The 22,745-nt window shown below is 53.7% G+C and carries 22 protein-coding genes; 13 read left to right on the forward strand and 9 right to left on the reverse strand.

Annotated elements, in window-relative coordinates; translation table 11 throughout:
• The first annotated feature begins 25 nt into the window (after positions 1-25).
• Both NSQ80_RS09475 and NSQ80_RS09480 read left to right on the forward strand, forming a co-directional pair.
• Positions 26-349, forward strand: coding sequence for a PqqD family protein (locus NSQ80_RS09475; protein WP_232282198.1), 324 nt, complete (start codon positions 26-28; stop codon positions 347-349).
• Positions 350-437: 88 nt separating this feature from the next.
• A complete protein-coding gene (locus NSQ80_RS09480; protein ID WP_323076478.1) occupies positions 438-1,349 on the forward strand; it encodes an S-layer homology domain-containing protein in 912 nt (303 codons plus the stop codon).
• Positions 1,350-1,397: 48 nt separating this feature from the next.
• Here the strand turns inward: NSQ80_RS09480 and NSQ80_RS09485 are convergent, their stop codons facing one another.
• Both NSQ80_RS09485 and NSQ80_RS09490 read right to left on the reverse strand, forming a co-directional pair.
• Entirely contained in the window at positions 1,398-3,470 is a 2,073-nt protein-coding gene (locus tag NSQ80_RS09485; protein WP_339302096.1) for an ABC transporter ATP-binding protein, read from the reverse strand.
• A gap of 3 nt (positions 3,471-3,473) precedes the next feature.
• Positions 3,474-5,231 carry an ABC transporter transmembrane domain-containing protein gene (locus NSQ80_RS09490; RefSeq protein WP_009223113.1) on the reverse strand — a complete coding sequence of 586 codons (1,758 nt, stop codon included), beginning with the start codon at positions 5,229-5,231 and terminating at the stop codon, positions 3,474-3,476.
• A gap of 572 nt (positions 5,232-5,803) precedes the next feature.
• Here NSQ80_RS09490 and NSQ80_RS09495 point away from each other — a divergent pair.
• Positions 5,804-6,106, forward strand: a complete 303-nt coding sequence (locus NSQ80_RS09495) for a HesB/YadR/YfhF family protein (protein WP_036643771.1) — start codon at positions 5,804-5,806, stop codon at positions 6,104-6,106.
• A gap of 93 nt (positions 6,107-6,199) precedes the next feature.
• Here NSQ80_RS09495 and NSQ80_RS09500 read toward each other — a convergent pair whose 3' ends face one another.
• On the reverse strand, positions 6,200-6,703 hold the full coding sequence (locus tag NSQ80_RS09500; protein ID WP_036643774.1) for a hypothetical protein: 504 nt from the start codon (positions 6,701-6,703) through the stop codon (positions 6,200-6,202).
• A 150-nt stretch (positions 6,704-6,853) separates the two neighbouring features.
• On the opposite strand from NSQ80_RS09500, the gene NSQ80_RS09505 reads away from it, so the two are divergent.
• The 4 genes from NSQ80_RS09505 (at position 6,854) to NSQ80_RS09520 (ending at position 11,129) form a co-directional block, all read left to right on the forward strand.
• Positions 6,854-7,816: an aminoglycoside phosphotransferase family protein gene (locus NSQ80_RS09505; RefSeq protein ID WP_339302097.1), complete on the forward strand. Its 963-nt coding sequence runs from the start codon at positions 6,854-6,856 to the stop codon at positions 7,814-7,816.
• Positions 7,817-7,843: 27 nt separating this feature from the next.
• Positions 7,844-9,616, forward strand: a complete 1,773-nt coding sequence (locus tag NSQ80_RS09510) for an ABC transporter ATP-binding protein (RefSeq protein ID WP_260070603.1) — start codon at positions 7,844-7,846, stop codon at positions 9,614-9,616.
• A gap of 316 nt (positions 9,617-9,932) precedes the next feature.
• Positions 9,933-10,346 (forward strand): EamA family transporter, encoded by a 414-nt coding sequence (locus tag NSQ80_RS09515; protein ID WP_009223118.1) that lies wholly within the window; start codon positions 9,933-9,935, stop codon positions 10,344-10,346.
• Positions 10,347-10,532: 186 nt separating this feature from the next.
• Entirely contained in the window at positions 10,533-11,129 is a 597-nt protein-coding gene (locus tag NSQ80_RS09520) for a type I restriction-modification enzyme R subunit C-terminal domain-containing protein (RefSeq protein WP_260070604.1), read from the forward strand.
• 580 nt (positions 11,130-11,709) lie between these two features.
• On the opposite strand, the gene NSQ80_RS09525 is transcribed toward NSQ80_RS09520, so the two are convergent.
• Positions 11,710-12,162, reverse strand: coding sequence for a DUF441 domain-containing protein (locus NSQ80_RS09525; protein ID WP_009223120.1), 453 nt, complete (start codon positions 12,160-12,162; stop codon positions 11,710-11,712).
• A gap of 30 nt (positions 12,163-12,192) precedes the next feature.
• On the reverse strand, positions 12,193-13,185 hold the full coding sequence (locus NSQ80_RS09530; RefSeq protein WP_339302098.1) for a YpdA family putative bacillithiol disulfide reductase: 993 nt from the start codon (positions 13,183-13,185) through the stop codon (positions 12,193-12,195).
• Positions 13,186-13,406: 221 nt separating this feature from the next.
• Between NSQ80_RS09530 and NSQ80_RS09535 the strand changes: the two genes are divergently transcribed.
• Positions 13,407-13,883, forward strand: coding sequence for a DUF3939 domain-containing protein (locus tag NSQ80_RS09535; protein ID WP_339302099.1), 477 nt, complete (start codon positions 13,407-13,409; stop codon positions 13,881-13,883).
• A gap of 98 nt (positions 13,884-13,981) precedes the next feature.
• Positions 13,982-14,692: an HAD family hydrolase gene (locus NSQ80_RS09540; RefSeq protein WP_036643783.1), complete on the forward strand. Its 711-nt coding sequence runs from the start codon at positions 13,982-13,984 to the stop codon at positions 14,690-14,692.
• Positions 14,693-15,049: 357 nt separating this feature from the next.
• Here the strand turns inward: NSQ80_RS09540 and NSQ80_RS09545 are convergent, their stop codons facing one another.
• Complete coding sequence (locus NSQ80_RS09545) at positions 15,050-15,835, reverse strand: alpha/beta hydrolase family protein (protein WP_009223124.1); 786 nt, start codon at positions 15,833-15,835, stop codon at positions 15,050-15,052.
• A 237-nt stretch (positions 15,836-16,072) separates the two neighbouring features.
• On the opposite strand from NSQ80_RS09545, the gene NSQ80_RS09550 reads away from it, so the two are divergent.
• Positions 16,073-17,284, forward strand: a complete 1,212-nt coding sequence (locus tag NSQ80_RS09550) for an MFS transporter (protein WP_036643950.1) — start codon at positions 16,073-16,075, stop codon at positions 17,282-17,284.
• A 126-nt stretch (positions 17,285-17,410) separates the two neighbouring features.
• Here the strand turns inward: NSQ80_RS09550 and NSQ80_RS09555 are convergent, their stop codons facing one another.
• Positions 17,411-17,650, reverse strand: a complete 240-nt coding sequence (locus NSQ80_RS09555; RefSeq protein WP_009223126.1) for a hypothetical protein — start codon at positions 17,648-17,650, stop codon at positions 17,411-17,413.
• A 324-nt stretch (positions 17,651-17,974) separates the two neighbouring features.
• Between NSQ80_RS09555 and NSQ80_RS09560 the strand changes: the two genes are divergently transcribed.
• The 3 genes from NSQ80_RS09560 to NSQ80_RS09570 all read left to right on the forward strand — a co-directional run bounded on the left by NSQ80_RS09560 (position 17,975) and on the right by NSQ80_RS09570 (position 20,279).
• Complete coding sequence (locus NSQ80_RS09560; protein WP_339302100.1) at positions 17,975-18,793, forward strand: hypothetical protein; 819 nt, start codon at positions 17,975-17,977, stop codon at positions 18,791-18,793.
• A gap of 143 nt (positions 18,794-18,936) precedes the next feature.
• Positions 18,937-19,746 carry an SDR family NAD(P)-dependent oxidoreductase gene (locus NSQ80_RS09565; RefSeq protein WP_339302101.1) on the forward strand — a complete coding sequence of 270 codons (810 nt, stop codon included), beginning with the start codon at positions 18,937-18,939 and terminating at the stop codon, positions 19,744-19,746.
• Positions 19,747-19,907: 161 nt separating this feature from the next.
• Entirely contained in the window at positions 19,908-20,279 is a 372-nt protein-coding gene (locus tag NSQ80_RS09570; protein WP_009223129.1) for a DnaJ family domain-containing protein, read from the forward strand.
• Positions 20,280-20,283: 4 nt separating this feature from the next.
• Here the strand turns inward: NSQ80_RS09570 and gluQRS are convergent, their stop codons facing one another.
• The gene (gene gluQRS, locus NSQ80_RS09575; RefSeq protein ID WP_009223130.1) at positions 20,284-21,255 is read right to left on the reverse strand and encodes a tRNA glutamyl-Q(34) synthetase GluQRS; all 972 of its coding nucleotides are present in this window, start codon (positions 21,253-21,255) and stop codon (positions 20,284-20,286) included.
• Positions 21,256-21,354: 99 nt separating this feature from the next.
• The gene (locus tag NSQ80_RS09580) at positions 21,355-22,713 is read right to left on the reverse strand and encodes a hemolysin family protein (protein WP_339302102.1); all 1,359 of its coding nucleotides are present in this window, start codon (positions 22,711-22,713) and stop codon (positions 21,355-21,357) included.
• Between the last annotated feature and the right edge of the window lie 32 nt (positions 22,714-22,745).

Consider the following 22,745-nt stretch of genomic DNA (forward strand, 5'->3'; position numbering starts at 1 on the left):
TAACCTGTTGGAGATGATCCCTTGCTTGCAGCCGCATCTGAAGGTGGCGACAGGGGAGGATGGACGGACCGAACTGTTGCTGCCGCGCCGCAGTTGGCTAGAGCGTCAATCGGTTCGTTATCTGAAACAACCGCCGGTCATTCATGTGCACCTCGATGAGCTTGGGAGCGAGGTCGTATCCCGCTGCGACGGCACCCATACGGTAGGTGAGATCGCCGAAACGGTCAAGACGAGGTTCGGGGAAGCCGCAGAGCCGCTCCTGCCAAGGCTTCGCAAATTTATTGAGATCCTGGAAGCGAATGGCTGGCTTCGCTGGGCGGAAGAACGGCAGAAGGAGCAACCCGGGTAAGCGTGGATCCCTTGTCGGACGTAAAAGGGGAAAGGGTGCAACCTTTTTGGTGGACAGGCCGTCTAGGAGGGGCAGAGGTGATAAAGACATGAATAAAACAAAACTAAAATCCAAACTGAATAACCACCGCAAGATAAAACTGGCTGCCAGCCTTATGATGACCAGTTCGCTGCTTCTGGCCTCCTCTGTGTCCGCCTTCAGCGATGTTCAAGGACAGGACGCGAAGATAACGGAAGCTTTGCAACAGAAAGGGATCATTCAAGGGATCACGAAAGACCATTTCGTTCCGCTCGGCAAGCTGACCGGTGCGCAAGGTATTCATATGATCGTGAAGGCGTTGGAGCTCAAGCCGAAAGCCGGCGGCTCACTGCAACCTTCGGGTCATACTGAATGGTACGCATCCTCGCTGCGGATTGCAGAGGATAACGGCATTAAGTTGCCGAAGGATTTTGCGCCTAATGCCGAGCTGAGCCGGGAAGCCTTCGCCGATCTTCTGATGCAGGCCATTAACGTCACGGGAAATTACCCGACCATTAAAATGTATATTGAGGTCGCCGATGCCGACCAAATGAATCCGGATTATGCGAACAGCATTCAGACCTTGCTGCTGATGAAGATCGCTAGTCTGGATGAGCAGGGGGAATTTCACCCGAAACAGGCGATTACGCGGATTGAAGCAGCCCGGCTCGTTCACAATGCTGCTGATTTCGTAAACAAATATAAGGAAGCGGAGCAAGACGTGCAGGATCAGGTGAGCTTTGAAGTCGAGAAAGTAAATGAGCAAATCAATAAAGTGGTCCTGACCCGGGCCCAGCAGCCGAATCCGGGCTACGGCATACGCGTCGCCAAAGTCGAGTTCACAGGGAAAACGGCTACCGTGTATTATGAGTTGCTATCCCCTGAGCCCGATAAAGATTACATCCAAGTTATCACCGATACGAAAGCGGAAACGTACGTCTCCAGCGAGTATCAGGTGGAAATCAAGCGTTTGTCCGAATAACGGCAAAAGGAAACAACCGTTCCTAATCATCAGGAACGGTTGTTTTTATTAACTCGGATTCGCCACCGGCGAGATCGCTGGACCGGCGCCGGGTACGGCTGGTGCCTCAGCAGCTCCCGACTGCAGCCGGTACATCTGATAGTACCGTCCGCCCAGGGCGAGCAGCTCTTCGTGCGTACCGCGTTCGACGATTTCACCTCGGTGCAGAACGAGGATCTGATCGGCGCTGCGGATCGTCGACAGCCGGTGCGCAATGATGAATGTCGTCCGGCCGCGTTTCAGTACCTCCAGCGCGGATTGAATCAACGCTTCGGTTTCCGTATCGATGTTGGCGGTCGCCTCATCGAGAATGAGGATCGCCGGGTCGAAGGCGAGCGCCCGCGCGAAGGAGATCAACTGACGTTCGCCGGCGGACAGCGTGCTGCCTTTTTCCACGACCGGTTCGTCTAGACCTTTCGGCAAGTGGGCCAAAATCCGGTCCGCGCCAACGTCGATCAGCGCTTTCTCCGCCTTCTCGCGGGAGATGCGTTCGTCCCCCAGCGTGACATTCGACAGAATCGTCCCGGTGAACAGGTACGGATCCTGGAGGACGATCCCCATATGCTGGCGGATCCACTGCTTCGGCAGCTCCGTTACCGGCTTACCGTCGATCGTGATCGTTCCTTTCTGCGGATCGTAGAACCGGAACAGCAGGTTGATGATCGAGCTTTTGCCGGAGCCTGTGTGTCCGACCAACGCAACCGTCTGGCCTTGCTTCGCCTCAAAGGAAATATTTTTCAATACATAGTCCTTCTTGTAGGCGAACGAGACGTCCTTAAACTCCACATTGCCTTTGTAGCGCGGCATCGAGCCGTCCACGACAGGCTCACCCGGTTCGTCCATCAGCGCGAACACCCGGCCGGCGGAGACCATCGAGGAATCCAGTGCGGCCAGCTGGTTGACCATCCCGGTGATCGGTTGGAACAACCGTCCAAGCACGTCAACGAAAGCGTACAGTACGCCAAGTGAAATGACGCTGGAACCCCCAAGCTGCACCGAACCGAAATACCAAAGCACGGTCGCAAATGCCAAGTTACGGAGGACATTCACCAGGTTATGCGAAGTGAACGCGTTCAGGTTCAGCATCTTGTTCTGGTGCTTCATGTAATCGCTGTTCAGGTTCTCGAACTCTTCCTTGGTTTGCTCCTCGCGGCGGAAAATCCGGATGATGGACATTCCTTGAATCGATTCGTTAATGATGGCGTTAATTTCACTTAACCGCGAGCGGATAATCGTGTTATATTTCGTCGCGAATTTGCGGTAAAGAACGACCCATAAGTAAATGATCGGGACGACGAATAAGCAGATCAGTCCAAGTCTCACGTCCAGGATAAACAAAGCGATGTACACGCCCAGCATGTTGATGACTCCGGAGAAGAAGTTCGCCAACACAGCGATAAACAACTCCTTTACCGCCTCCGTGTCGTTGGTGACGTGGGAGACGACTTTCCCGGCAGGCAGATTATCGAAAAAATGCACCGGCAGCCGCTGAATATGGGCGTAGACGTCCATGCGCAGCTTGCGGATAACCTGGTTGGCCGAGGATTGCAGCCAGTAAGTTTTGCCAAATTCCATCACAATGGAAATGGCCAGGAAGACGAAATACCAGACGATAAGCGACAGAATGCCAGGAACCTCCGGCTTGTAAAAAGCAAACAGGCCAGATGCGCTAAGTTGTTGCGCCGGATATTCGCTAATTGCGCCGTCGTTCCCGGTAAGGGTCAGTATGCCGTCTTTAAAACTGCGGTCGCCGGAGACGTCCGGGATGGCCGCTTCCACGAAGATGAAGCTTTTGCCGACCTGCAGCACGCGGACCTCGGCGCCTTTGGCTTCGCCTTCCGCAAAGCGGTCGCCGCGTTTGAAGTTGCGGCCGTCATACGTGGCGGTATATTTGTCTTTGACCGTGGTTTCGTAAAACGGCTGTTCGATCGCCAGCATATGATCGTCGATCATCGTGCGGGCGATAAACGGGCCGGCCAGTTCGGCCGCGACCCCAATCGCCAGCATGACGAGCGCGAGGATAAACGTCTTTTTCGCCGTTAAGGCGTATTTGAAAAGTGCTTTTCCCGTATGAGTGTGCATCGCTTAAGACACCTCCCCGTCAGTCAGGTTCGATTCGACCTGTTGACGTTCGTATTGTTCGCGGTACCAGCCGCCTAACTGCAGCAGCATGTCATGGGTACCTTCTTCAATGATTTTGCCTTTCTCCAGCACGACGATCCAATCCGCGTGTTCGATGGCGGACAGGCGGTGCGTGGAGATCAGCGTCGTTTTGCCGGCGCGCTTACGGCGGATGTTCTCGATGATCCGCGCTTCGGTCCGGGCATCAACGGCGGACAGGGCGTCGTCGAGAATCAACAGCTCCGGATCGGCGATAAACGCCCGCGCCAGGGAGACCCGCTGCTTCTGGCCGCCGGAAAGGGCGACACCTTTCTCGCCGACCAGTGTATCCAAGCCGTCGGACAAGGTGCCGAGATCCTGGTCGAAGGCTGCGGTGCGGATCGCCTCAAGAATTTTCTCGTCGGACGCGCCTGGGCAGCCGAATTGGATATTTTGACGTACCGTCTTGGAGAACAGAATTTGCTCCTGCGGCACATAGCCGATCCAGCTGTGCAGCCGTTTCAAGGCAATCTGCTGAATCGGCACGCCGGAGATGGTCAGCTCGCCGCTGCCCACCGGATATTCATGCAGCAGTTGCTTCAGCAGGGTGGATTTCCCGCTGCCGGTACGGCCGACGATGCCCAGCGTCTCGCCGCGTTTAATCGTTAAGTTAATATGCTCAAGATTATTGATCGTTGAAGTCGGATAACGGAAGGTCACATCTTTGAACTCGATTGTTTCCGGTTTTTCTACCGAAATCGGGTTCGGAAGGTCCTCGACGTCCGGCTTTTCGTTTAACGTTTCGTTGACGCGGTCCAGCGAAGCGCCGCCGCGCTGCATGATGTTAATCAGCTCGCCGATCGCAAACATCGGCCAAATCATCATCCCCAGGTACATGTTAAAGGTTACGAGATCGCCCAGCGTCAGTTCATTTTGAAAGACGAGATAAATGCCGTACGTGAGTCCAATGGCATAGCTGAGTCCAACACATAAGCGGATCGTTGGTTCAAAATAAGCGTCAACTTTGGCCACCGCCAAATTTTTCTTGTAAACGTCATCCGTGATCTCCGCGAAACGCTTCTCATCATTACGCTCTTGTACATAGGCGCGAATGACACGGATCCCGGCGACCGACTCCAGCACCTGGTCGTTCATGTCCCCGAAGGCATCCTGGGCCAAGGTGTAGCGCTCATGGATGATTTTTCCATAAATCTTCATCGCCAAGGCGATAAAAGGGAGCGGGATGATCGCCGCCAACGTCAGCTTCCAGCTGATCAGCGTGCTCATGGCCAGGAAAATGACCGTGAGGTACGCCGTCGAGTCGGTCAGCGTCAGCATCCCGAAACCAGCGGTTGTCGCCACCGACCGCAAATCGTTGGTCGCCCGGGCCATCAGGTCGCCGGTGCGGCTCCGCTCGAAGAACGGCGGCGTCATCCGCAGCAGATGGCTCATGAACCGGGTGCGGAGCAGCCGCTCCACGAGGTTCGAGCCTCCGAACAGGGAATGCATCCATATGTACGTAATGAGATAGATGAAGATCAGTACGCCGATAATGAGCAAAATATATTGGGTTAACGATGCCCAAGTGACCGTGCCGGCCACGATTTCATCGATGGCGCTGCCGAGCAGCCGCGGCGGTGCTAGTTCTACGATGCCCACAAAGATGAGCAGGAACAAGCCGATGATGTACCGCCTTTTTTCCCGTTTGAAAAACCAACCTAAATTTTTTAAAACCGAAAACATAGTGGGGTTTCCTCCTTTGAATTCCCGATTGCCTAACTTGCCGGAGAACCTCTACAAGTGTCCGAAACCTGCCAAAAACCGCAAAAAGGCATATCGTCCGAAAACGATATGCCTTAAAACCATAACATATGTCGCGTCCGTTACTTATGATAAGCAACCTCCGCGTGTATGATATCACGTTTACCCAATAACTGGAAAATAAGCCAAAGGGGCGGTTATCGCATGAGATGAACCAATCCTGCAGGGGTTGCTCCGGTATTTAGTTGTGTGTTGGGATGCGCATGAAGATACACTGACATAAGATTAACTTTAAACACCGTGCTTCACCCTTTCTTGAATGGTAATTATTTGAAATGCGATCTCGTATGTTCCCGATTTTAGCATCGTGCCAAAGAAGATGTCAAACATTAATTTTTTTCAGTAACTATCCAATGCCTCCTAACGGCTCGAACAAAGGTTTGGCTTTTGGCCCGGTATCGACTACAATAAAAGGGAAGATGGTGTGGTACGGAACGTTGTTCAGTTTCACTTGGAGCACCAAGAAGGTTGAATAGAAAGAGGAGGGAGAAACGATCATGATTCATGTGAGCAGCGAAGCCGCAGCGTGGTTTAAGAAGGAACTGGGACTTCAGGAAGGTCAGGCAGTACGCTTCTTTGCGCGCTATAGCGCGGGAGGCAAGCTGCATCCGGGCTTCTCGCTGGGGATCGACGTTGATCAACCCGTATCCCCGGGGATCAAATCCGAAGTCGAGGGCATTACGTTCTACATGGAAGACCAGGATTTGTGGTATCTGGATGGATATCACCTCAACGTGACCTATGATCCGCAGTTGGGTGACATTGAATATGAGTACGAGGTTGCGGCACCTAATTAAGCCAAGGCAATAAACGCAAGAACAAAAAGGCCCGTCCATTCACGGGCCTTTTCCTTTGAAGGATCAGACGGACGGGCGCGGGCCCGTCAATCGTCAAATAATGCTGTCTTCCATCGCAAATTCAAAATCGCCGATATCGTATACCTGCACCGGCACCTCGGCTTCGATGATCCGCCGGATCAGCTCCAGCTGATCGGTCAGGATTGGCACGTTCTCCCGATGGGCCGTCAGTACGATCTCCGTTTCGATCGGATCGAGGAACTCCCCGTATTGCTCGTTGTCCACCGCGTTCACCACGGTCCAGGTGACATGATCACCGAATAAGATCGAAGGACTCTTAGCCCAAGGAATGGTGAGTGCCCGCTCCAGCTTCTTGCGGTTCAGCGGTTCTTCGAGGTAAGCGATCAATTCGCTGATTTTCTGCTTCACGTGCATATCGTCGACGGGGTCGTTCATCAGCGGCTCGGGACTGTTTTGAAATTCATAAAGCTCCATGACGGTGTTGTAAGGTACAATATATTCCACAGGCGCACCCGGCACCAGCAATTCACCATATATCGCCACCATCACGGCTTCGATCACAAATCGGCGTGACATGGTCATCCTCCTAAAACGGCCTGTAACTCATTGCTGCCTTAAGTATCTTACGACAACTCAATTTATTAAGGAGTATACCATAACCAGTTAATAAATTCAGCTTTGCCGCACGAAAATCGGCTTTCATCTACGGGAAGGGGGAAGTGGCGAATGACAGCAAACATGGAGAAAGAAACTTTCGGGCGCTCTCAGCGAACGCTGCGCTGGGTAGAGGAACAGTTCGGGCAAGGCGCCAAAGTGGTCTCGGCGTTGTCCTTGAAAGGCGGCACTTCATCGGCGGTTTACGGGGTAAAAATAACCCAAGGAGACACCTGCCACGAAGCGGTGCTAAGGCAATTTACCAACAGGGAGTGGCTGCAGGAAGAGCCGGAGCTCGCGTTGCACGAGACGGCGGCGCTGCAGGCGGCCCATGCGGCGGGACTGCCGTCGCCGCGTGCGCTCGCCTGCGATTCGTACGGCAGCGCTTGCGGCGTGCCGTCCGTGCTGATGACCCGGCTGCCTGGCCGGGTCGTGTTGAACCCTTCGGATCTGCCGGAATGGCTGGACGGGCTTGCCCGGATGCTGGTGGAGATCCATGCGGCAGAAGCTCAGCCGATCAGATGGAACTATTTTACCTATAACGAGGTGTCCCGATTGTCTGTGCCCCAGTGGTCCCGTGTTCCTGAGGCGTGGCGGAGAATTATTGATCGCGTGCAAGGACCTGTACCATCATACGTGCCGCAATTCATTCATCGCGACTACCATCCGGCTAACGTGTTGTGGCAGGAGGGGGCGATCAGCGGGGTCGTGGATTGGGCCAATGCCTGCATGGGGCCGACCGGGATCGATACCGGCCACTGCCGATTGAATCTCGTGCAGATGTATGGGGTGGAGGCGGCGGATGCTTTTTTGGACAACTATCTTGCTCAAGCGCGGCGGGAGGGGTGCGACGTAAACGATCCCTATTGGGATATGCTATGCCTGATCGAAATGCTGCCAGGTCCGCCCGAAGTGTACCAGGGTTGGCCGGATTTGGGACTGAACGGGTTAACGCCGGAGCTTCTCGCCCGCCGGTTGGACGAATACGCGGAGCGACTGATCCGGAAGCTGGATACCTCCGCCACCGAACGGTAAGAAACAAATAGAGGATGTGCTAACAAATTGAAACATTGGAAAGCCTATTTGACGTTTGTTAGGCCTTATACGAAATGGATCATACTTACCTTGTTTATCGGGATGCTGAAATTTGGCATTCCCTCCTTGCTGCCGCTGGTGCAGAAATATGTAGTGGACGATATTTTGCTGGGCGGTGCGATGGAGCTGGAGCAGAAGGTTTCGCAGCTGATGATCGTGCTGGGGGCCACGCTGTTCCTGTTTGTGATCGTGCGTGGTCCGGTGGAATATGCGCGGCAATATTTTGCCCAGTTGATCACGGCACGGATTTTGTTTGATCTGCGCAACAAGCTGTACGCGCACTTGCAGCGGCTCTCGCTGCGGTACTACCAAAACACGAAGGTGGGGGAGATCATCTCCCGCTTTATTAACGACGCCGAGCAGACCAAGAACATCGTCGAGGTCGGCATGATGAACGTTTGGCTGGACATGTTTACGCTGGTGTTCGTGCTGGGATTTATGTTTTATCTGAACCCCTGGCTGACGCTGGTAGCGATTGCGATCTTCCCGCTGTACGCGATCGCGGTGAAAGTGCTGTACAAGCGCTTGAAGAAGCTGACCAAAGACCGTTCGGCGGCACTCGCCGGGATCCAGGCTTATTTGCATGAGCGGATTCAGGGCATTTCCGTTATCCGAAGCTTTGCGTTGGAACGTTATGACCGCAAACGATTTGAAGGGACCAACGGCCGGTTTCTGCAAAAAGCGTTGGCTCACAGCCGCTGGAACGCTTGGACGTTTGCCGTGATCAACACGCTGACCGATATCGCGCCGCTGCTGGTGATCGGGTACGGCGGGTATCAGGTGATTCACGGCGATTTGACGCTGGGGACGTTTGTGGCCTTTTTTGGATATCTCGATCGGCTTTACGCACCGTTAAGGAGATTAATTAACTCCTCGACCACGTTAACGCAGGCTTCGGCTTCGTGGGAGCGGGTGCTCGAGCTGATGGAGGAGCCGTACGATATGATCGATGCGCCGGATGCAAAGGTATTGCCGCAGGGCAGCCACGGCGTGATGTTCCGGGATGTGTGGTTCAAGTATCGGGAAGATGGCGATTGGGTGCTCAAAAACATCTCACTCGAAGTCAATCCCGGCCAAACCGTTGCCTTCGTTGGCATGAGCGGAGGCGGGAAATCGTCGCTCGTTGGGTTGATTCCCCGGTTCTACGACGTGCAGCGGGGGGCGCTGACGGTGGGCGGCCGTGACGTCCGCGAGTGGACGATGGAAAGCCTGCGCAGCCGGATCGGCATGGTGCTGCAGGACAATTTCCTTTTTAGCGGCAGCGTGCGCGACAACATTTTGTTCGGCCGGCCGGACGCCACCGAGGCGGAGGTGATCGAGGCGGCCCGCGCGGCGAACGCGCATGATTTCATCATGCAGCTGCCGCAGGGCTACGACACCGAGGTCGGGGAGCGCGGCGTCAAGCTGTCCGGCGGGCAGAAGCAGCGGATTGCCATCGCCCGCGTCTTCTTGAAAGACCCGCCGATCCTCGTGCTCGATGAGGCGACATCCGCGCTTGACCTGGAGTCGGAGCACCTGATCCAGCAGTCGCTGCAGCAGCTCTCGCGCGCCCGCACGACGCTGATCGTGGCGCACCGGCTGTCGACGATCACCCACGCCGACCAGATCATCGTGCTGAAGAACGGCGAAATCGTCGAGCGCGGCACGCACGACGAGCTGATGGCGATCCCGGACGGCGTGTACGCGCAGCTGTACAACATCCAGCACCTCAGCCCGGCGGAGAGCGTGGAGCTGGGGTGAGAAGTTTACCCTTCCTCGCCACAGATAAGGCCATAAAAGGGCGTTATTTCGCCCTTTTGTGGCTGAACGGGCGAAATAAGGGTAATAAGTTCCGCTATTGCTGGGAGTGGGCACATTTGAGCCGGGTTTCAGCAAGTTTCTGAGCGGAATAAGGACATTTTTTACCGCTATTTTCTTGGATTTAGCTCATTTGGGCGAAATAAGGGTAAAAAGTTCCGTTATTGTTTGGAGTGCGTACCTATGACACTAGGTCGACGGATCATGTTGTAAAGTAACTTTAAATCTCCCTATGAAAGTGAAAGGAAGTCTCTCGTAAATGTGGTTTATACTCGCTTTGTTGTCCGCTATTTTTGCGGCGCTTACGTCAATTTTGGCGAAGGTTGGTATTGAGGGGGTTAACTCCAATCTGGCGACAGCGATTCGCACGGTTGTGGTGGTCATTATGGCATGGGGGATGGTGTATCTCACCCACGCCCAGAGCGGACTGTTCGAGATCAGCCGAAAAAGCTGGATTTTCCTGATCCTGTCCGGCTTGGCTACCGGTGCATCCTGGCTCTGCTATTTTAAAGCTCTTCAGTTGGGACATACCTCCAAAGTGGTGGCAATCGATAAATTAAGCATCGTGATCACGCTGGTTCTGGCACTTATTTTTTTACATGAGGAATTTACATACAAGTCGCTGATTGGCTCCATTTTGATCACGATTGGTACGCTGGTTATGGTTTTGTAAGAGGGGAGTCATCAGTACCGTAATGTACTTGCCAATAATGTTACGAAGGCATTTATTACTGCTGATATATATGTAAATTGGACCAATGGAAGATTAATTAACTCACTCACTTACATATGGGGACATTTTGGGGAATCGCGGTCAAAAAGTGATCAAATCACTCTAATTAGGATGTTTTTTTCTGCTATGATAGAACTAACGGAGGAGTTTTGGCAGGATGCCGATCTGTTGACCTTCGAAAAGGTTCGTGTTGAGCTCCGGGATCTGATCAAGTATACCGTTGATGAAGGTGGAAAGCGTAACCCGATCGATACGAATCTGGCGGACGAGGTATTGATGGTCCAGGAAGGGAAGGCGATGTACGCGGCATACGATTTTGAGGATTACAAGCTCAAGGTTAACCGTTATATCGAGCTGAACCGCGATAATGTAGCGATTTATAAGTTACGGAATAATATCCCGCTGACTGCGCTGGACTACGAGAGCCTGGAGAAAGTATTCACCGGGGAGCTGGGGACCGTCGACGATTATAAACGGGAATTCAAGGACACACCGTTTGGGTTGCTGGTGCGAAAAGTTGCCAAATTGGAAGTAGAGGCAGCCAATCGGGCGTTTTCCGAGTTTATTAATGACCAATCCTTGACGCAAGCACAAATCGTGTTCGTGAAAAAGGTGATCGATTATATCGTGCAGAACGGTTATATCGATAACGTAGCCGAACTGACCAAACCGCCGTTTGATAAGCCGCAGAGCTTTATCAAGCTGTTTGATGGAAGTAAGTAAAAGAAGCTTGTGGATGTAGTGAATCAGATCAAGGAGAATGCGGTGCAGATCGTTTCGGGAGATTAAGGGAGGATTTCGCGCTCGCTGCCGGAGCACGTAACGGAACTGAAAGACCTTATTTTAGTCCCAAGAGGTCTATTCCCGTTCTAACGGAACGTACGGACGTTATTTGCACCAAAGCGCCTCAATTGATACCCAACATGCGCTAATAACGCCTTCTGGTTCCGTTAGGATGGGAAATCGCGGGGAAATGGCGGAATAAGGTCATCTGGTTCCGTTAGAGCGCCGCGGACCGACGGAGCGACGAACCAACGGACTCGCGGAACCGTGTACCCACGTACCGGCGGACCCGCAGACCCGCGAACCCAAGGACCCAGGGCCCGCCCGCGCCCACGAGCATGCAAAAAGGCTGAACTCTAAACGTATTGTTTAGAATTCAGCCTTTTTTAAGATATCAGAAAGTATAAACTTCGGGGCATTGGCATCCTGATATCGCAAGAAAAACTTCCGCTAAACGCGGTCTGTCTACTTTGAATGTACGTCGATAGACGTTTTTCTTACTGCAGCTTAATGCTGAGCCTCACAGCTTCCCGATCACCAGCGACAAAATGCCGGCGGCGATCAGCGGGCCGACAGGGACGCCGCGGAAGAAGGCGACGCCCAGCACGGTGCCTATCAATAGACCGGCGACGACAGTCGGCTGATTGCCCATCAAGGTCGCGCCGCGACCGCCGAGCCAGGCGACAAGCATGCCGACGCCGATGGCGAGCAGGGACTTCCAATGGAAGAAGGAAGCCCATAGCGTCTGGATGGAGATTTTGCCGCTGGCGACCGGCGTCATCACGCCGATGGTGAGGATGATGATGCCCAGCGTCAAGCCGTATTTCTCCAGCCAAGGGAAGGTATAGTGCAGATGCAGCACGCGAAGCAGCAGCAAGACAATCATCGCCACGGTAATGGGCATGTTGCTGCTGAAAATGCCCAGCGCGGCTAACAACAACAGCAGCAAGGCTGTCACGTCAATTTGTTGCATGATCCACCTCCTGCGGTGAATATCGATAATTTATACGTTGCTCGAAGTTCTCGACCCTACGATATGCTCTGCGATCAGCTTCCCGTGGCCGCGACCGGTTTCGATGAACACCTCGTTGGCGTTACGTCCGGAAGCGATAACCCCGGCAACGTATAGACCGGGCACGTTCGTTTCCATCGTCTCCGGATTAAACACCGGCTTCTCCATGTCACCGGTCATTTCAACTCCGGCGGAGAACAACAGCTTGCGATCAGGGCGGAACCCGGTTAACGCCAAGACAAAATCGTTTGCCAGTTCGGACGTTTTACCGTCAGCACCTTCGATGATCACGCGGTCAGGCAGGATTTCGATGACCCGGGATTTCAGGCGCAAAGCGACCTTTCCTTTGTTGACCGCACTTTCGAACAGCGGCCGTACCCAAGGCTTGATGTTCGCGGACAAGTCCTCTCCGCGATACACGACAGTAACCTCGGCGTTCACACGCACCAGCTCCAGCGCGGCATCCACTGCGGAGTTGCTACCGCCGATAATCGTCACTTTCGTACCGGTGTACGGATGCGCCTCTTGGAAGTAATGCGTCACCTTGTCGGTATTTTCTCCCGGAATTCCTAAAATATTGGGGTGATCGAAATAACCTGTCGAGATGATGACATAACGGGCCTGGTATTCCGCCTGCTCACCGCCGCGTTTCACCGAACGAACCACAAACGTGCCGTCCGGCTGCCGCATCACTTCGGTGGCTTCTTCATAGGCCGATACCGGGACGTTATAATGATCGCTGACCTTGCGGTAGTAGGCTAGCGCTTCATGGCGGTAAGGTTTGTCGTTCGCCGAAGCAAACGGTACATCTCCGATTTCTAGCAGCTCAGCGGTACTGAAAAACTGCATATACGTAGGATAAGAATAGATGGAATGGACAAGGCAATGTTTCTCTAGAACAAGCACCTGCAGTCCGCGACGCTGGCATTCGATGGCTGCCGATAGACCGCAAGGCCCTGCTCCGATGATGATCACATCCAGCATGAGAACCTCCTCATAGACATTGAGTTCAAACGAATTTTCAAAACAATTCCATCCTACCGCAAATGACGGAGAATTGCCAACCATCCGCTGCGGATTTTCCAGGGGAAGGATGTGGCAATCCTATGAAATCTTTGGCTTGCGGGGGTTCAAAGCAGGAGATTTGGAGTACACTAATAGTGTAAGCGGTTACCTTGGTTTAGAAAGTGAAGGAGGTGCCGAACATGCTGTCCTGGTTTAAAAAACGCAAGCCCAAACAGGTAAAACAGGTAATGGTTCCTACAGCCATCAAGGTTACGTTGGATGAGGTTCGACGCGCGGTGCTGCGTTATGAAGCCGACATGCCGGAAGGGATCAACCGGTTGTCGCTGCTGCTGCCGGACGGAAGTCTGGATATGAAACGCCTGTCGCGATATTTGGGCGGAATGACGGACCAACGTTTTTACTTGTCGAGGGAAACCTATGAAATATTTCCGGAAGAAGAGCGTGACATCCCTTATTATCTAGACATGGTGCAGGTTGCGGTGGATCATTACGTGGAGGACCAAGGCAAGCTGCCGGTGCTGGAGGACTCTCGCCAGTTGGAGGTCGATTATCGTCTGCTGATGCGGGAGCATTATTTGAAGGAGATGCCGCCGTTTCCGCTGTACGTGACAGATCAAGAGATGTTGTTGACCCATCGCCCCAAACAAGTGATATAACGCGGAAAGCGCATTTTCCGGTGAGCCGGAGGTGCGCTTTTGATTTGACAGACTGTTTTACAATAGAGAGAGACAACTGGGGAAAGTGGGGAAAAAGTTTGCAGCTAAAAGCCGTACTGTTTGACCTTGATAATACGTTAATGGATCGCGATCACATGTTCCGCAGTTTCGCCTCTCAATTAGTACAGGAGTGCCTGGTGCCAATAGACGAGACGCAGCGGGGAGCGTTGATCGCTGAGATGATTGAACGGGATAACGATGGATATCGGCCGAAGGAGGGCTTTTTTCAGGAGCTGTTGGATTGGTTGCCTTGGCGTCAAGAGACGAGCTTGGAGGAAGTGAAAGCCTATTACAACCGACATTATATGACCTATGCGAAGGCGATGGACTATGCGGAGGATACCCTGCGGTATTGCCGTGATCAGCAGCTTCGGCTGGGGATCGTCACGAACGGACACAGCCACAGACAGCATGAAAAAATCGATTTGATCCACCTGCGCCCGTTCTTCGATGCGATCATCGTATCCGGGGACGTGGACATCCAGAAGCCCGATCCTCGGATCTATCAACTGGCATTGGATCGGCTTGGTGTTCAAGCGGAGGAGACGGTGATCGTTGGCGATCATCCTCGCAACGATATTTGGGGAGCCGCTCAGGTGGGGATCCGCGGCATTTGGCTGAAGCGCAAGCATGAGTGGGACGAGACGCTGGAAGGCGGCACACCGTGGCGGACGATTCACGAGCTGAAGGAAGTCCCGGCGCTGTTGGACCAATATACCCAGAAGCTATGCGGGACAAAAATGGATTGACAAAGCTTGCCAAGACGCGGGATGCGAGGATCCCGCGTCTTTTTTTGCGGCTAAGGAGACGGGAAGGGAAGTTGGAACAGGGTTGAACCATTTTGATCGTATAGGAGGAATTGGGATTGAATTTATTATGAACTCGGATGGAACCCGGAGCGGGAGAACGCTTTTCGCGAAATGGGTTTAGAGCATGTCTCACCGGGGCGGATCATCGCGGATCATGGCCACAAATATCGCGTGGCAACCGAGCGGGGAGAAGGCTGGGCTGAAATGAGCGGCTGCCTGCAGTTTGAATTCATAAATGCGGACAAAAACCTAGCCGGCCGAGAGGAAGCTCCCAGCCGGCTAAGTGTACTTGTAAGATTAAGCTTCTTTCGGTTGAAGCGGCAGCCATTTCAGCACGTCCTGAATCTTCGCATCCCAATAGCCCCATTCGTGGGAGCCAGGTCCTTCTTCATAGGTGAGAGGCAGGCCGGCGCGGGTGCATGCTTCGCGGAACGTTTGGTTGTCCTCGTACAGGAAATCTTCCGTCCCGCAGCATTGGTACAGCTGCGGAACCGGCTTCCCTTCCTGCATGGCCTTGGCGAGCGGGTCCAGCAGTGTCAGCAGGTCGTTATCCGTGCCCTTAGGTCCGGATTCGCCGAAAATCCGCAGGAACAGCGGCGACAGCCCATGCCGGCTGTTCGCGATATCAAGCGCCCCCGATAAGCTGGCAGCAGCAGCGAACGTCTCGGGCTTGCGCAACGCCAGCTTGAAGGCGCCGTAGCCGCCCATCGACAACCCGGCAACGAAGGTGTCCTCGCGTCGATCGGACAATGGGAAGAACGACCGGCAAAGGCGAGGCAGCTCCTCGCTGACGAACGTCCAATAGTTGTTGCCGTACGCCATATCCGCATAGAAGCTCAAATCAACCTGAGGCATCACTACGGCCAGACCCATACCCGAAACATAACGTTCAATCGAGGTGCGGCGCAGCCAGATCGAGTCGTCGTCGGACATGCCGTGCAGCAGATAGAGGGTTGGATAAGGTCCGGCGATCGCCGGTGCGGACATCCCGATTTGCGATTGCGCAGGTTCCGGCAGGATGACGGTCATGGAGGTGCTCAGCCCTAATACTTCGGAGAAAAAACGACATTGAAATAGTGCCATAATGCTCAAGCTCCTTTGGCTCCATGCCATCTCGGTGCAAACAGCAAGTAAGCGCTTACCGAAACGGGCATGGATTATTTTTACTAAACAGATCATCCAACTTCCATTATATCTCGAACATCTTGACCTCGAAATCTAAAATTCGAAATCTTTCGAACAGTTGTCAACGAATTGTGCTAGAATAAAAAAACGGGTTAGTTCCAGGGTTGGCAAGTAACAATGCTGGGGGTGGATGAAGTGAATTTCCCCTGGAAAAGAAATCTGTACGTGCTGTGGCTTGGCGTTTTTTTTTGCAGCACCGCGTATTCCATGGTCATTCCATTCATGTCTCTGTTTATTGCTCATGATCTTGGAGTAACGAAGCATCTCACCCTCTGGTCGGGGATCGCGTTTGGGGTGACGTTTTTGGCCGGCGCGTTGATCTCTCCGTATTGGGGTTCGCTGTCGGATAAGTACGGCCGGAAGCCGATGCTGCTTCGATCCGGGTTTGCGCTTAGTGCGGTGTATATCCTTTACTTCTTCGTCCGGGATCCTTATCAGCTGATCGCCGTCCGCATTTTGTCCGGGCTCTTGGCCGGGTATGTGCCTTCCGCGATTGCGTTGGTTGCAACCAATACGCCAGAGAAGCATGTCGGATATTCGCTGGGAGTCATGTCGACAGCTGGAGCGGCCGGAGGTATTATCGGACCTTTGGTGGGCGGTTCCCTCAGCAAGTTTATCGGTTATCGGGAGGCGTTTCTGGCGTCGGGTGCCGTCGTGTTGATCTCAGCACTGATAGCCTTGATCTTCGTGAAGGAGCAGAACTTCGATCGTAACCGGGAGCGTTCGCATGTGCTGGATGATCTCAAGGAGGCGTCAGCTAACCGACCGTTGATGGGCAAGCTGCTTGTCGTGCTGATCGTCACCTCTTCCGTGATGGTGCTTGAGCCGCTGCTTTCGCTGTATGTGCTGGATCTGGGCGCTTCGGCTTCCGACGCTTCGCTTAGCTCGGGCATTATTTTCTCGGCGGTAGGTATCTCCACGATCATCGCCGCACCGTTCTGGGGCAAAATTGGGGAGAGGATCGGCTACCACAACACGTTGATGATCGGATTGATTGGTGGCGGGGTTGGCAACATTTTGCAGCATTTCTTTCATTCGTTGGTTGGGTTCGGAATTCTGCGCTTTGTGTACGGCTTGTTCTTCGCCGCCGTGTTCCCGGCGTTAAACGCTTTGATCGTACAGTCGACTAAACCGGAATTCCGCGGCCGCGCCTTCAGCTTGAACCAGTCCGCCAGCCAGCTTGGCAATATGTTCGGACCGATTGCCGGCGGGGCGCTCGGGTCATGGATCTCTATCCCGGTGGTGTTTGTCCTGAACGGGTCAATCCTAGCAGTAACGGCAATGACACTCCGGTTCAAGTCCCTCTTTGGAAACCGCCGCTTGAACGAAAGCGAAGTTCGAAATTGAGAGGGTAGCCGGAACGAAACGGAACGTAAGATGGATATCGATTTGAAAAAAAGCTCCGTGCCATCAGCGTGATGCTGAGGTACGGAGCCTTTTTTCTACAAAACGGTCATCGCAACTAATACTAGATTAATAGAGTGAAAGCGCAAGAGAATCAAATTCGCTCTTACTGTGGAGAATCGCTTCGGAACCTTCGATTTCAATGCTGATTAAGGAGTTCAAGCACTTCTTCAAAGCTTGCTTGCCGTTATAGTATTTGTACTCGAGCGCGCTCGTCAGCAGCTTCAATGTACGCTGCACAGGTTGCTTGCTATCGACGTTGAAATAAACCGGAACCAGATTATTTTGGAAGTTGATCAGGATTTTCATTAGAATCACCTCTATACAGTGGTTTCATATTAAACATTGTAGATCGAAAAACTTAAGAAAAGATTAAAAAAACATGATATTTCGATAAATGTTTAATGACAGCGAACGAAACAGGACGGAAGTCTCGGTTTTGCACACTTACATCAATATTACGGATAGGCGGATTAAAAAGTTTCAGCATCTTTAAAAAATTGTGCTTCACCTCCTATTTTTATGGGTACATTGTAATAGATTGGTAAAAAATTCCGAGCACAGGGAAATTGAATAGTGGTATGATTACTGCATCGGAAGCGAGACCCAATCTGTAGGAGGTGGAAGAAATTGATGATAGATTCCTCCCGCAAGGAAAATGTGGTGCTTCAAGCGAAAGAATGGCTAACTTTGATAGAGTGGTTAGGAATTCAAACGTGGCAGGATCCAGAGCATCCCTTTCACGTTTTTTTGCAGGCGATGCTAGATTCGGATGCCGAAGACACGCGTGAGACGTTGAAAAGCAAGGAAGAGGTGTCGGAGACGGTGCAAGGAGCTCGGATCAGCTTGCCGCAGCACGTCCTAGACGACCTGACCGCCGCATCGGCGGCCGTCAAGGCTTGCTGGCTAACCTATACTTGCGGAAAGCAAACTTCTGAGGAATATCTGCATATCACCGGCAATCAGATTATCCGATTCAGACGGCTGCCCGGGAAAATCAACCGCTTATTCGTCGAACGAATTACCGAAGGGAAACAACTAAGCGTTTTGTTAGCCGGTCGGATGAAGTGGAACTCGCGCACGCCGGGGGAGCTTCCCGCCTTGATGATGTCAAGAAAACAATTTGACGCAGCACTGAGCCAGGCCCGGGAGCTGGAACTTAACCGCTTGGCCACCCTCCTGGCTGACATGACGAACGATGAAGAAGGCAGTATCGCCTTAGCAAAATGTATGAAATCTCCGCTCGTGCATGGGGATATCCGGTTCTATGCGAACTGCGGCGGACGCTGGGAGATCCAGCAGATGCAGTTTATGAACAACCCGCAGTTGAACTGGTTGATCCGTTGCAGCGCGAAGGACGAAGAGGATTGGATGATTGCGACGCCCACGCCCCGCCAGCAATTTCAGAAGATTTTGCTGAAGTGGTTCCGTAAGCCGCATAACGCTGAGTGAGTGGGACCTAAGGAAACCCAAGTTTTTTTCATGGTATAAACCAGCCATCCCTGACTAAAAAACACTCCGAAATGGGCAATCTGGATAGAGGCAGGTAAAAAGTTTCACCAATGAACCCATTTCATCTTCAGGAGTGTGAAGTCATGACAAGCAATCAGACGACGAACCGCGAACGGTTTCGGGGCAAAACGGCGATCATCACCGGAGCCGGTTCCGGGATCGGCAAGGCGGCTGCGGTGAAGCTGGCCAGCGAGGGGGCGGGGGTCGCGCTGTTCGATCTGTTGGCTGAGCGCACGGAGCAGGCAGCGCGGGAAATCAATGCCATGCGCGAGGGTGCGGCCCGCGCGTATGATGTCGACGTGGCGGACCCGGCGCGGGTCGAACAGGCGGTACGCGAAGCTGCCGAGCATTTTGGCGGCATCGATATCGTCTTCGCCAATGCAGGCGTCAACGGCAAGCTGGCGCCAGTCGAGGATTTAAGCTTCGAGGATTGGGAGAAGACACTGAGCATCAATCTGACGGGTACGTTCCTGACCGTGAAATATACGGTTCCCTACTTAAAGCAACGGGGCGGCGGCAGTATTATCATTACCAGTTCGATAAACGGCAATGATAAATTTTCCGGCTTTGGGATGTCGGCTTATAGTACGACGAAAGCGGGACAAGTTGCTTTCGCGAAAATGCTGGCGCTGGAGCTGGCCCAATTCAAAATTCGCGTTAATGCCATCAGTCCCGGCGCCATCGCCACCAATATCGATACATCAACGGAGAAGAGCAAGGAGCTGCAGGAGATCGTCATTCCGGTAAAATATCCAAAGGGCTCGCAGCCCTTAGCGGACGGCCCGGGTCAACCGGAGAACGTCGCGGATCTCGTCGCCTTTTTGGCTTCGGACGAGTCCATCCACATTACCGGAGCTCGAATTGTCATCGATGGGGCGGAGTCGCTGTTATAACGTTTCACCTGATGGAGAAACGATCCTAGAGTTAACGCTTTCGCAATCGCGGAGGCGTTTTTTTTAGATTCAGAAAGTATAAACTTTCGGGGCATGGCATCTGCGGAGATGAATCCGATGGCGGCTGTGGTATGATACAGGAAGGAAACGCTTGAGGAGGGATGGATATGCTGTCCTGGTTAGCGGAACAGAAGATTGCAGAAGCGATGGCCCGCGGGGAGTTTGATCATTTGCCCGGGAAGGGCAAGCCGCTGAAGGTGGAGGATTTATCCGGGGTTCCGGAGGATTTGCGGATGGCCTATAAGCTGATGAAAAATGCGGGTTACGTTCCCGAAGAAATTCAACTGCAGCAGGAGATGGTTCGGCTTACCGACCTGCTTGCCGCTTGTGAGGACGGGCCGGAGAGGCAGGCTTTGAAGAAGCGGCTGACGGAGCAGGAGCTGAGGCTGAATATGCTAATGAGCGAGCGCGGTCTATCAACGAATCCGGCGTTCCGGCAGTATGAAGATGCAATCCGCCGGAAGCTGGAATAGGAAGTCAAATTGGGGTGTCAGGCATCAGCTTCCGTATCATCGCTTCGGTTAACAGAAACGGCTCTCGCGAGATCCGGTCCAGCCGGAAGCCGGGGATCAACTCTTTGGCCGTTACAGCTTCAGGGCGGTCGATCAAGCCGCTGATGTAGGCCAGCCAGCCGATGACCGTCTCCGGCTTCGTACCGGCGGCGCGCAGCGCGGGGAGCCCTAAATCGCCATGCCGTTTGGCCAACCGCCGTCCGTCCTCTCCGAGGATGAGCGGGGCATGGGCGAACTTAGGCGGCGTCAAGCCTAACGCTGCATAGAGGTGGAGCTGGCGGGGCGTGGAGTCGAGCAAATCGTCACCGCGCAGTACATCGGTGATCCCCATCAAGGCATCGTCTACGGTCACCGCCAGTTGATAGGAATACATATGGTCGGCCCGGCGCACGACAAAATCCCCGCCGCTGCCCGGCGGGAAAACCTGCGGCCCGGCGATGCCGTCGACGAAGCGAATTTCCTCCGGGCCAATCGCAAATCGGAGTGACGGATCTTTGTGTTGCGCTCGGCGCTGCTGCTCCTCCGGGCTTAAGCCGCGGCAGGTTCCGGGGTAAGGCGCCCCTTCCGAGGACAAGCCGTGCGGCGCCCCGGCCACCGCGAGCAGCTCCGCCCGGCTGCAGAAGCAAGGGTACAGCCGGCCGGCCGCGTCCAGCTTGGCCAGCGCCTCCTCATAAAGCTCGGTCCGCTGGCTTTGCAGGTAAGGACCGGACGCATCCGAAGCGCCTGGTCCTTCATCCCAGTCCAGCCCCAGCCAACGAAGGTCGGCGAGAATCCGTTCCGTGATCGCCGGCTTGGAGCGTTGGGTGTCGATATCTTCAATGCGCAGCACGAAGATTCCTCCGGCTGCGCGCATTTGCAGCCAAGAGAGCAGCGCGATTTTGGCGTTGCCTAGATGCATGTCGCCGGATGGCGTAGGTGCAAATCGTCCGCGTTTCATGATGCTTCACTTCCTCGATTGTTCACTTGTTCACTTTTTGTAGAGTTGTCCGAATGTCCCATTTGATGAATGTGGACGAAGACGACGTCGGAACGAGCATTACAAGCCTGCTTCGGGGCCTTGGGCGTTCCGGGCTTCGTCTTCACCCTCTGATGTATACGCGCTGTCCATGAGGGGCATGTCCAGCCTTTTGATTTCAATTTTCCGTATCCGGGTGTCTTCGCGCTCGAGGACTGTAAACTGCAAGTCCCCATAGACCAGCTGGGTTCCTTCTTCGATGTCCAGATTATGCCCATAGATCCAGCCGCCGATTGTATCCGCGTCATCTTCCTCCAAATCGGCGTCCAGCAATTCGTTGATCAACGACACCGAAACTTTGCCGTCAACTATGAGGTGATTCGCCGCGACCTCGGTAATTTCCTGCTCTTCCTCCGCATCGAATTCGTCGCGGATGTCGCCGACGATTTCCTCCAGTATATCCTCTATCGTCACCATCCCGCTCGTACCGCCGTATTCGTCGATCAGCACAGCAATATGCGAACGTTCCTTCTGCATCTTGGTCAGCAGCGCCGGAAGGGGGATGTTCTCCGAGACGGTCATCACAGGCCGGACCAGGGAAGCCAAAGGGACATCCGCCTGATTTTCGGGGGCCAGGAACAACGCTTTTGTATTAATGACCCCGATAATATTATCTTTATTTCCACGGATGACGGGAAATCTCGTGTATTGCTCCCGGCGAATGATCCGCAAGTTTTCCTCGCGCGACTTGGCCGCATCCAAGCAGACCATATCGGTTCTCGGAACCATGATATCTTTGGCGAGCAGATCATCAAAGGCGAAAATCCGGTTCATGAAGCGGTACTCGCTTTTGTTAATCCGGCCGTTGGCCAGGCTTTCCCTCAGCAATATTCGCAGTTCCTCCTCGCTGTGCGCGTCGTCCCAGTCCGCAGCAGGTTTAAGGCCTAGCCATGCGACGATGCGGCCGGAGGAACGGTTGAGCAGCCAGAGGAACGGGGACAGCAGGGTACTGAATGCCAGGAGCGGCCGGGCAAACGCCAAGATGATGGCTTCGCCCCGTTGAGCAGCCAGCACCTGCGGGACTAATCCGCCAAGCACCACATGCAAATAGGTAATCGACACGAACGCGATGAGAAAAGAGAAAAAAGTTTCTACGGAATCCGATAAGGGCAGGCGAACAAATAACGGGGCGAGCAGGCTGCGGACAGCCGGCTGGCCCAGCCAACCCAGGGTCAGCGAGTTCACCGTAATGGCCAGTTGGCAGGCCGACAACGCCTGGTCGATCCGTTGCGACAGGGCGCGGAGGGCGGAGGCCCCACGACGGCCTTCCCGCGCCCAAGCTTCGATGGTCCGCGGGTGCAATGAACGCAGCGACGCTTCAATGATGACGAACAATGCGGTGAAGACGATAAGCAGTAAAAGGACGAGCAGCTTCAACAATCGTTTTTCCTCCGATCCCTTCGTTTCTTAGA

This window comes from Paenibacillus sp. FSL K6-2441, from assembly GCF_037964765.1.
In the GTDB taxonomy this organism is placed as follows: Bacteria; Bacillota; Bacilli; order Paenibacillales; family Paenibacillaceae; genus Fontibacillus; species Fontibacillus phoenicis.